Origin of the sequence: [Collinsella] massiliensis (genome assembly GCF_002161605.1) — a bacterium.
In the GTDB taxonomy this organism is placed as follows: domain Bacteria; phylum Actinomycetota; class Coriobacteriia; order Coriobacteriales; family Coriobacteriaceae; genus Enorma.
This window is the reverse complement of record NZ_NFIE01000002.1, coordinates 110,625-121,433: the sequence shown is the minus strand read 5'-3', so window position 1 is coordinate 121,433 and position 10,809 is coordinate 110,625. Positions and strand designations below refer to the sequence as shown.

The following is a 10,809-nucleotide window of genomic DNA, read 5'->3' as shown; positions in this document are numbered from 1 at the left end:
AGGAAATACAAGCAGGGCAGATGCGTTGCCCTCGTCCACAGCGTTGCCGCGAGGGGCATGTAAATTTACCCCAGGGGTATTTTTACATCCATCAGCACATCGCGTGTCGAAGCTCTCCTTGAGGAGGATGTAAAAATACCCCTGGGGTAAATTTACATGAGCACATCCTCGTCAAGCGAAAGCATCCAGGCTACGTACACGCTCTGGTAGTGGCCGTGCAGGATCTGGAACGGGTCGATGTGCGCGACGAGCGCCTGCACCACGGAGGCCATCCCGCCCGGCGTCGTGAGCTCGGAAACCGACGCGACCTTGGCGCTCACGTCGTCGATGACCGAGCGCACCGCCCGCTCGTTCTCGGGGTCGTACGGGCTCCCCTCGCCCGCCGCGTCCGCGCCGACCAGCTGCTCGTAGCTGGAGCAAAATGCCTCGAACCGCTCGGCGAAGGACTCGTCGTCCAGGCCGGGAAGCTCGATGTCCACGCCGTAGCGATCGTAGCCCCAAGCGGAAAGCGGCAGGTAGGTCATCATGTCCGCGGGGTTCACGATGTTGAAGATGTTGTTGTAGCGCGCATCCGAGGCCGAGGCGCTCGTCGTGCAGCCGGGCGAGGCGAAGGTGTAGGCGCACACGGCGTCGCCGGACGCGAGGCCCATCGGGGCGTCGGGCGCGTCCGCGGCGTCGCGAGCGGCGTCATCCTCGGCCGCCTCGCCCTCACCCGAGACTCCGCACCCCGCGAGCTCGTCATCTGCCATCGCCGCGACGATGTTCGCTATGGCACCGCCGCGGCTGTGCCCCGTGAGCACGACGGTCACGTCGTCGCCGCGCGCATGGCTCTCGCGCACCCACGGCTCGAGCGCCGCATAGATCTCGTCCGCGGCGTCCGAGTAGCCGCGGTGGTACCCCTCGAGCCCTTCGGCCACCGACCGCTCGTCGTGCAGGTACAGGTTGCTCACCCATTCCGCCCCGTAGCTGCCGCGCACCGCGACCACGATCACCGACCGGGCCTCGTCCCCCACCGCCACGCGCTTGCGCGCCATGGCATAGGCGACCGAGTCCTCCTCGCTCGTGAACACGTTGAGCACCTGATCGACGATCTCGCTGCGGTAGCGGTACGACTCGGTGCTGACCTCGGTGAAGCCCAGGCCGTGCAGCGCCTCCTCCATATACGCGGGGCCGTCCGCGCCCGACTGGTAGTGGCCCGACTCCGCGTATGCGAGCGACGAGAGCACGGAGGCCGTGCGCGCGAGCTCATGGTTATATATGTAGGGGTCGGCGACCGCCCAGGCGTCGTCCCAGACGAGCGGCGCCACCGCCTCGCGCGCGCCCGTCTCGAAGAACGTGAGCGCCGCCTCGATCTCGTAGCACCCCGCGGCCACCGCGGTCTCGGCGTACGCCGCCTGCGGACGCGCGCCGGAATCGACGCCGCCCAGGCCGCGGCGCGCCTGCTCGTAGCGATAGAGCAGCGAGAACGCCGCCACCAAAAGCAGCGTCGCGAGCACGATGCCCACCGCGAGCGGCACGCGGACGAGCGCCGCACGCAGCACCGAGGTCATGCCGCGCGCGTCACGCACGGTCGCCCCCGGCCTGCTCGCCCGCTTCGCCCGCCGCCTGCGCGGACGCCTCGTCTGCGAGGTAGCGCAGGTCGCAGACGCCCGCGTTCGCGAGCGCCCCGAGCATCGTGGCGCGGTCGCGGTTCATGATGAGCTCCTGCGGGAAGTGAATCTCCTCGAGCATGCGCTTCGTGGTGGGGAACTGGCCGATCTGGTACGCCATGTGCGCGTCGCTCGACACCGAGATGCCCACGCCCAGCTCGGCGCAACGCTCCGCGATGCGGCGGCACGTGTCCACCGTCCCGCCCGTGCGGTCGCCCTCGAGGCTGTGCTCGTTGATCTCGATGAGCTTGCCGCGCTCCTTGGCGGCCGTGAGCACCTCGTCCAGGTCGAACGGCACGCCCGCGCGGCCGGTGTGGCCGAGCACGAACACGCGCGGCTTGGCGAGCACGCGCAGGTACATCTCGGTCGTCTGCGCGATGGAGGCGCTCTGGGCGAAGCTGCGGTCGTGCACGCTCGCGACGAGGTAATCGAGCCCCTTGGTGACGCGGTGGAAGAGGCTCTCGCCGCGCGTGCAGCGGTCGGTCGTGATGTTGTCCGTCGAGATGATGTCCTGGCCGAAGAACCCGCCCTCGAGCGTGGCGATGTCGACCTCGGCCGCGCGCAGCAGCGTGACGCCGTCCCAGGTGCGCGGCCAGATGACCTGGTTCGTGAAGAACTGGAAGTTGCGCAGGTGCTGCTCGGGGTAGAGCATGCAGCTGAAGTGGTCGGACGAACCCAGGAGCTCGAGCCCGGCGGCGCGGGCGGCCGCGACGTTTTCCGCGAGGGTCGAGTATGCGTGGCGCGAGAACAGGGTGTGTGTGTGGATGTCGGTTCTGATGTCGAGCGTCATGATGCCCAGCCTTTCCGCCCGCCGCGCACGGTGGCGCCGCGGACGAGCGCGATGCCGCCCGATTGTGCCGGCGGCGTCCATGTTTATGCCATTATGCCGTGGTTCTTTGACGCAACGGGGCAAAATGCCGGGCTTCGCGGAAGTCGCACGAGCCGGAGGGCGCCGCGGGCGGGAGCGGGGTGCCAGGCGGGCGGCTGGGCGGGGCGCGAAACGGGCAGGAGCCCCGAATTTCGAGCGCATCGCCGCGCGCGGGGCGGGTTTTCCGGGCTCCCGCGCGGCCACGTGAACCCAGATTGCGCGAAACGAGCGTTTTATAGGCACCCCCCCTCAAGTAGCAAGGGGTCGCGCACCAATAAAAGCACAGGTAGCCGAGTTGCCCTTGTGCCGGCTACTCGGCTACCCCCTCATAAAACGTTCGTTTCGCGCACTTTGGGATCCGCGGGTGCGGAACGGGCGCCGTGTGGCCGCTGCAAAGCCCGATTCGGGTGCGAAATGGACGCCTCGCACGCGCCACAAAGCACAGCTCGGGTGCGAGCACGCGTCGCAACGCCCCCGCCCGCGCCCGAAACGCCCTAATTTACTCTGCCTGGAGCCCGTACTCCCGCGCCAGCTGCTCCCACGCGGGCAGCGAACCCTCGATGACCTCGGCCGCCACGCAGTACCCCACGCGGAGCCAGCCCTCGGCACCGAAGCTGTTGGACGGCACGGGCAGCAGCTCGAAGGCACGGGCGCGCTCGCAGAACGCCTCCGCATCGGGGTCGGGCGAGCGAACCCACAGGTAGAAGGCACCGTCGGGCTCCACATAGGAGTACCCGAAGCGCTTGAGCGCGCCGCACAGCACGTCGCGGTTGCGCGCATACGCTTCCACGTCGGACGGCACGTCCACGCAATCGATGACCACGCGCTGGAAGAGCGCAGGCGCGCACACGAAGCCCAGGCACCGCGCCGCACCCGCGACGGCGCACATCACGCGACGGCCCCACGCGCTCGCCTGCGGCACGAGCACCCAGCCGATGCGCTCGCCCGGCAGCGAGAGCGATTTGCTATATGAGTAGCACACCGCCGTGTACTCATAGATGGAGGGGACCCAGGGCACCTCGGCACCGTAGGTGATCTCGCGGTACGGTTCGTCGGAGATGAGCGCGATGGGCTGCTGGTTCTCCCGCGCGGCGGCGCGCCCGGCGTTCGCCTCGTCGAGCACGCGCGCGAGCGCCTCGAGGTTCTCGCGCGTGTAGACCACGCCCGTGGGGTTGTTCGGCGAGTCGATGATGACCGCGGCCGTGCGCGGCGTGATGGCTGCCGCCACCGCCTCGACGTCGATCTGGAAGGTCTGCGGGTCCGCCGGCACCTCCACGCAGGTCGCGCCGGCCGTCTCGATCCACACGCGGTACTCGGGGAAGTACGGCGCGATGACGATGACCTCCTCGCCCGGGCAGGCCACCGCGTGGAGCGCGCACGAGACGGACGCCGCCGCGCCCACCGTCATGAAGATGTCGGCCATGCCGTACGACGTGCCGAAACGCCGGTTGAGCGAGTCCGCCACCGCCTGGCGCGCCTCGGGCATGCCGGGCGCGGGGGTGTAGCCGTGCAGCACCTCGGGCGGCAGGGTGAGCGAGCGCTCGATGCTCGCGCGCACGGCGTCCGGGGCGGGCACGCTGGGGTTGCCCAGGCTGAAGTCGAACACGTGCTCCGCACCCACCTGCGCCTTGCGCTCGTTCGCATAGCTGAAGATCTCGCGGATGACCGAGCTTTCCGCACCGCGCGCGTACATCGCCTCGTTGACCATGGCAACCCTCCTGACCGGGCGCCGCCGCGCCCCTCGTTTCACCTGCCCATCGTAGCAAACGGGGCGGGGCGCGGAGGTGGCGCGCACATTTATTAATAGGGGGAAGCGCGTGTGATAAAAAGGTGTCAGTCACCTTTTTATCATCAGGGAAGAGCGAGCTGGGCACCGGGGGGGCGCAACGGCTGCCTCGTGATAAAAAAGTGACTGACACCTTTTTATCACCCCGGCGCGTCCCCTCCCCCTCCGCCTGCGCTCCCCCGGAAATATAACGAAATAAGAAAAATTACTTTGGTACCTTGACATCTCATATACCGGTAGTAGCCTATTCAGGCGCTAAAAAATTACTTAGGTACCTACGAAATCTGAAGGAGGCGTTGAACCACATGGTCGAAACCACATCGGACGACCAGTCGCATGCGCAGGCGCAGCGCGCGGAAGAGGACGCGGCGGCGGACGAACCCGCAGCTCAGCAGCCCGCGGCCGCCAAGCCCGCCCAGACGCCCGCCCCGAACGTGCAGCCCACGCCCACCCGCGAGGAGCTCATCCTCCGCGGCCTGGGTTTCTGCGGCCACTACCTGCACTTCCACGAAGGCGGCCGCTCCGGGCGCGAGCCCATCCTCTGCATGCTCCACCGCGCGGGCGGCAGCATGTCGCAGCTTGAGCTCGGGAGCCGTTTCGAGCTCAAGCCCGGATCGCTCTCAGAGATCCTCGCCAAGATCGAGACGGCAGGGCTCATCGAGCGCACCCGCGACCCGCGCGACCGCCGCGCGCTTTCCATCCACCTCACCGAGGCGGGCGAGCAGGAGGCGCTCCGCGCCATCGAGGCGCGCAAGGCGTTCCGCGACCAGGCATTTTCGAACCTCACCGTAGAGGAGCAGGACGAGCTCGTCGTCTTGCTCGGAAAGATCCGTAACCGTTGGGAGGAACTTGCATGATCAAAACCCTCATGGCAAGCATCCGCGAGTACCGGCGCGCAGCCATCGCCACGCCCATCATCGTGACGGGCGAGGTCGTCATGGAGGTGGCGATCCCCTTCGTCACCGCGCAGCTCATCAACGTCATCCAGGCCGGCGCGACGCTCGGCGAGATGCTCCCCTACGCGGGCGTGCTCGTGGGCATGGCGCTCGCCTCGCTGGCGTTCGGCATCGGCGCCGGCATCACGTGCTCGCAGGCCAGCTGCGGCTTCGCGAAGAACCTGCGCCACGACGTGTTCGCCGCCGTGCAGCGCTTCAGCTTCGCCAACATCGACCAGTTCTCGGCCTCGTCGCTCGTGACGCGCCTCACCACCGACATCACCAACGTGCAGCTCGCGTACATGATGATCATCCGCACCGCCGTGCGCTGCCCGCTGCTGCTCATCGCCGGCATCGTCATGGCCTTCATCATGGCCGGCCCCATGGCCTTCGTCTTCGTGGTGATCGTCCCCATCCTGGGCTTCGGCCTCTACAAGGTCGTGCGCACCGTGCACCCCATCTTCCGCTCAGTGTTCCATAAGTACGACGCGCTCAACGAGTCCATCGAGGAGAACGTCACCGGCATGCGCGACGTGAAGAGCTACGTGCGCCAGGACTACGAGAAGCAGAAGTTCGGCGTCGCCGCGCAGGACGTGTGCCGCGACTTCACGCGCGCCGAGAAGATCCTCGCGCTCAACACGCCCATGATGAACTTCGCCGTGTACACGGTGTTCGTCGTGGTCATCCAGTTCGGCAGCTACCTCATCATCTCCAGCAAGGGCACGCTGCTCAACGTGGGCCAGTTCAGCGCCCTCACCACCTACGGCTTCATGATCCTCATGGCGCTCATGATGGTGTCGATGGTCTTTGCCATGATCGTCATGGCGCAGGAGAGCGCCGAGCGCATCGTGGAGGTCATCGAGACCGAACCCACCATCGAGAACCCCGCGCACCCCGTGACCGAGATGGTCGACGGCTCCATCGACTTCGACCACGTGACGTTCAAGTACTCCGAGAAGGCCGAGCACCGCGCGCTCGCCGACATCGACCTGCACATCAAGAGCGGCGAGACCCTCGGCGTCATGGGCGGCACCGGTTCGGCCAAGACCTCGCTCGTGAACCTCATCAGCCGCCTGTACGACGTGACCGAGGGCTCCGTCAAGGTGGGCGGCGTGGACGTGCGCGACTACGACCTCGACTACCTGCGCAACAACGTGGCCGTGGTGCTGCAGAAGAACGTGCTGTTCAGCGGCACCATCAAGGAGAACCTGCGCTGGGGCGACCCGGACGCCACCTACGACGAGCTCGTCGAGGTGTGCAAGCTCGCCCAGGCCGACGAGTTCATCCAGACCTTCCCCAAGAAGTACGACACCTACATCGAGCAGGGCGGCACGAACGTCTCCGGTGGCCAGAAGCAGCGCCTGTGCATCGCGCGCGCACTGCTGAAGCACCCGAAGGTCCTCATCCTGGACGACTCGACCTCGGCCGTGGACACCAAGACCGACGCGCTCATCCGCGAGGGCCTGGCGCAGTACCTGCCCGAGACCACCAAGATCATCATCGCGCAGCGCACGAGCTCCGTGGAGCACGCCGACCGCATCCTCGTGCTCGACAACGGCCACATCGCCGGCCTGGGCACGCACGACGAGCTCATGCAGACCTGCGACATCTACCGCGACACCTACGAGCAGCAGAACCGCACCGGCGCCGAGGAGGACCTCGGCGACGACTCCGTCGTTGAGGGCGAGGAGGCGGCCGAGGGCGCCGTCACCGAGCAGCTGCCCGAGGCTCCGGCAACCCCGGACGTGGCGGGCACGGTGATCGCCTTGGAAGAGAACGCCAACCCGGAGGGAGGTGCCGCCGATGAGCAGTAGCAACGCGGCCGAAACGGCCTTCAAGAACACGCTCGGCGTCAACACGCCCGAGCCGCCCGAGCCCGAGGACACGCGCCAGAACGTCGCCGGCCGCAAGAAGCTGGCGCCCAAGAAGACCGGCGTGCGCGGCAAGACGCTCGCGCGCCTCATCAAGACGCTCTTCTCGTTCTATCCCAAGGCGCTGCCGCTCGTTATCTGCTGCATCGTGGTCTCGGCCATCCTGTCGTCGCTGCCGGCCACCTTCATGCAGCGCGCGCTCGAGATCGTGACCGCCACCTGGCAGTCCGGCGACTGGCAGTCCGTGGCCGGGCGCATCGGGTCGCTCGTCATCACGCTCATCGGGATCTACGTGGTCTCGCTCATCCTCAACTTCACCTACACGCGCACCATGGCCATCATCACCCAGGGTTCGCTCGAGAAGTTCCGTGAGCGCCTCTTCGACCACATGCAGGACCTGCCGATCAGCTACTTCGACACGCACCAGCGCGGCGACATCATGAGCCACTACACCAACGACATCGACGCCCTGCGCCAGATGATCGGCCAGTCGCTGCCCAACATCACCCTCACGATGGTCACGCTCGTGTCGGTGTTCTGCGTCATGATCTACTACAGCGTCTGGATGGCGATCATCATCGTCGCGGGCGTGCTCTTCATGGCCTACATGACCAAGGTGCTGGGCTCGCGCTCGGCGCGCAACTTCGTGGCGCAGCAGAAGGAGATCGGCATCGTCGAGGGCCACGTCGAGGAGATCATGAACGGCCAGCGCGTGGTGAAGGTGTTCTGCCACGAGCAGGCCGCGCAGGAGGACTTCGACGTGCGCAACGAGGAGCTCTTCCGCGCGAGCCGCGCCGCCAACATGTACACCAACACGCTCGGCCCCATCCTCATGAACCTCGGCAACCTCATCTACGTGGTCGTGGCGCTGGTCGGCGGCGTGTTCATCGAGATGCACGTGCCCAACCTGTCCATCTCGGGGCTGCCCTTCTCTATCGCGGTCACCGTGCCGTTCCTGAACATGACCAAGCAGTTCGCCGGGCAGATCGGCCAGATCTCGCAGCAGATCAACTCCGTGGTCATGGGCCTCGCCGGCGCCGAGCGCCTCTTCGAGCTTATGGACGAGGAGCCCGAGCACGACGAGGGCTACGTGACGCTCGTGAACACCAAGATGGTGAACGGCGAGCTCGTGGAGACGACCGACACCAAGAGCGGCCGCTGGGCGTGGAAGCACCCGCATCACGACGGCCGCGTGGAGCTCGTGCCGCTGCGCGGCGACGTGCGCCTGAACGACGTGGACTTCGGCTACAAGCCGGGCCACACGGTGCTGCACGACATCTCGGTCTGGGCGAAGCCCGGCCAGAAGATCGCGTTCGTGGGCGCCACCGGCGCGGGCAAGACCACGATCACGAACCTCATCAACCGCTTCTACGACATCGCCGACGGCAAGATCCGCTACGACGGCATCAACATCAACAAGATCCGCAAGGACGACCTGCGCCGGTCGCTCGGCATGGTGCTCCAGGACGTGAACCTGTTCACCGGCACCGTGATGGACAACATCCGCTACGGCCGGCTCGACGCCACGGACGAGGAGTGCATCGCCGCCGCGAAGCTTGCCGGCGCGCACGGCTTCATCGAGCGCCTGCCCGAGGGCTATAACACCATGCTCACGGATAACGGCTCGAACCTGTCGCAGGGCCAGCGCCAGCTGCTCTCGATCAGCCGCGCCGCCGTGGCCGACCCGCCGGTCATGATCCTGGACGAGGCCACCTCGAGCATCGACACGCGCACCGAGGCTATCGTGCAGAAGGGCATGGACGCGCTCATGGGCGGGCGCACCACGTTCGTCATCGCGCACCGCCTCTCCACCGTGCGCAACTCCGATGCGATCATCGTGCTCGACCACGGCCGCATCATCGAGCGCGGCAGCCACGACGAGCTCATCGCGAAGCACGGCGTGTACTACCAGCTCTACACCGGCGCCTTCGAGCTGGAGTAGGCTGAGCTGGGGTAGGCTGCTCGGCAGGGCGGGGCGGGGCGCGCCGCGAGCTGCGGGGCCGCGCGGGGCTGCACCGCCTCACGCGCCCCACGCCCCAGGGTCGCGCCCCCGCCCGCGCGCCCCGTGGCCGCGCCCACACGCCCCCTTATCTCCTGGTTTTGCATATTCCAGGAGGTAGGGGGCGTTTTTCTCTGCTTACTGTCCGGATTTGCATATTCCGGGAGATACGTCATAGCGCGCTGGAGCAAACGCTGGAGAACGTCCACCGCGCGTTGAGATTACCACGCGCTGGGGGTAGTCCACCACGGGCGCGGCGGCTCGTCCGGCCGTGCGCGATAGTCGCGCGGCACAAGGGCGCCCGGCGTCACGCCCGCCGCCGTGAGAATCTGCCGCAGGCGGCCGCGCGTTCGCACATCGCTCCACGTGAAGCGTGCGACGGGCATGCCGAGCAACGTGATGTGCGATTCGCGCTTCCGCTCGCTCAGCAGGGCATCGACCGTCGTCCTTTCGCCCAGAAGCGTCGGATCGACGTACTTCCCCTTGCCGTCGAGTTCGCCGATCACCGCCTTCCCGTTACGTAGCTCGAATACGAAATCGGCGAAATACGTGCCCTGCTCATCGACGGGGTCGCAAAGCTCGCGCTGCAGGTCGGTGGGCACAATGCCCTCGCAGATCATGACGCCGCGCGCGACGGATTCGCCGCCGCTCTCTGCGCGGGCATCCGCATAGGCAGCAACCTTGCGCGCCGTGCCGACCCCCTTCCGCCGGGAGGCGAGCTTCTGCACGATCTCGCCCAAGAGCCCGCGATCGATGCCGAGCCTTCGGAGCAAGCCGTCTGCCACCGCAAGACCGTCGATGAAAGGTGACGAGCACATGCTTTCGACCGCCGCCTGCACCATCGGGGCGACCTTGATGCCGTCGACGGTGGTAATGTCCGGTGTCGAAGCCGCATGGCGCGCGATGCGGGCGGCGCTTGCCGTGGGCGAATCGGCGCTTGTATACAGGTGAATGGTGCCGAGCTGGCTGAAGCTGACCGGAAGACCGTGCAGCAGCGCTGCGCTCGTCGAGCAGATGACAGCATCGGGATGCGCACGGGCATACCCGCGGATGATGTGCAGCTCGCGTTCGTTCTGCCGGAGCCCATCCCAAGACGCAGCAGATGCGAACAACCGAGGAAACGGCTCGACGACCTCGTCTTCCAGCGCATGCCGACGGAGTAGGCGCGCCTCTTTGTCGCTGTGCGGAGCATAGCAGCGGCGCTCGGCGAATGCGGCACCCAGCCGCTGACGTACCCCGAGCCATTCTTGCCTCGTGCGCCCCATCGTCCCTCCCCACCGGTAGCCACGCCCTTGAAATACCAGCGTAGCGGGGGTGTCTGAGGAAGCCTAGTGGGCGCGAATCTTGCAGGAATCTGGCACGAATCTGACAGGGCACCAAGCTGCGCGTACGGGCTCTACCAGGGGTGATGTGGAAAACCCATTCGGCAAACGGAAGATTTTCCGCCGCGAGCGGTGCGCAGGCGGAGATACCGCGCCGCCATCGATGCGCCTGTGCTGCAGTCGATGCGCCGCCGTCGATGCGCGGCCGTATCGTCGCGTTGCGGTATTGCCCCGCGGTATCTCCCTGCAGTACTGCCCCGCAGCATCTCCCAAAATATGCAAATCCAGACAATAAGCCCGTCCGAACAAGCTCTTATCTTCCAGAATATGCAAATCCGGGAGATAAGGTCGACGCGGTGCAGCGACCACGGCGGAGCGG

At 66.7% G+C, this 10,809-nt stretch carries 7 protein-coding genes; 3 read left to right on the top strand and 4 right to left on the bottom strand.

Going from position 1 to position 10,809, the window contains the following annotated elements:
• Window positions 1-152: 152 nt before the first annotated feature.
• From B5G02_RS01335 to B5G02_RS01325, 3 genes are all read right to left on the bottom strand, one after another.
• Window positions 153-1,568 carry a lipase family protein gene (locus B5G02_RS01335; protein WP_241146114.1) on the bottom strand — a complete coding sequence of 472 codons (1,416 nt, stop codon included), beginning with the start codon at window positions 1,566-1,568 and terminating at the stop codon, window positions 153-155.
• Window positions 1,561-2,439: a PHP domain-containing protein gene (locus tag B5G02_RS01330; protein WP_094334879.1), complete on the bottom strand. Its 879-nt coding sequence runs from the start codon at window positions 2,437-2,439 to the stop codon at window positions 1,561-1,563. Before B5G02_RS01330 ends, B5G02_RS01335 begins: the two co-directional genes overlap by 8 nt.
• A gap of 577 nt (window positions 2,440-3,016) precedes the next feature.
• Complete coding sequence (locus B5G02_RS01325) at window positions 3,017-4,225, bottom strand: pyridoxal phosphate-dependent aminotransferase (protein ID WP_094334878.1); 1,209 nt, start codon at window positions 4,223-4,225, stop codon at window positions 3,017-3,019.
• Between the two features lie 383 nt (window positions 4,226-4,608).
• Here B5G02_RS01325 and B5G02_RS01320 point away from each other — a divergent pair, with 383 nt between their 5' ends.
• The 3 genes from B5G02_RS01320 to B5G02_RS01310 are packed head-to-tail and all read left to right on the top strand — an operon-like array spanning window position 4,609 to window position 9,051.
• Entirely contained in the window at window positions 4,609-5,160 is a 552-nt protein-coding gene (locus B5G02_RS01320) for a MarR family winged helix-turn-helix transcriptional regulator (RefSeq protein ID WP_094334877.1), read from the top strand.
• Window positions 5,157-7,052 (top strand): ABC transporter ATP-binding protein, encoded by a 1,896-nt coding sequence (locus tag B5G02_RS01315; RefSeq protein WP_019240176.1) that lies wholly within the window; start codon window positions 5,157-5,159, stop codon window positions 7,050-7,052. The genes B5G02_RS01320 and B5G02_RS01315 overlap by 4 nt, the downstream gene beginning before the upstream one ends.
• Window positions 7,042-9,051 (top strand): ABC transporter ATP-binding protein, encoded by a 2,010-nt coding sequence (locus tag B5G02_RS01310; RefSeq protein ID WP_094334876.1) that lies wholly within the window; start codon window positions 7,042-7,044, stop codon window positions 9,049-9,051. The genes B5G02_RS01315 and B5G02_RS01310 overlap by 11 nt, the downstream gene beginning before the upstream one ends.
• 278 nt (window positions 9,052-9,329) lie before the next feature.
• Here B5G02_RS01310 and B5G02_RS01305 read toward each other — a convergent pair whose 3' ends face one another.
• Window positions 9,330-10,373 (bottom strand): hypothetical protein, encoded by a 1,044-nt coding sequence (locus B5G02_RS01305; protein WP_241146113.1) that lies wholly within the window; start codon window positions 10,371-10,373, stop codon window positions 9,330-9,332.
• Window positions 10,374-10,809: the final 436 nt, after the last annotated feature.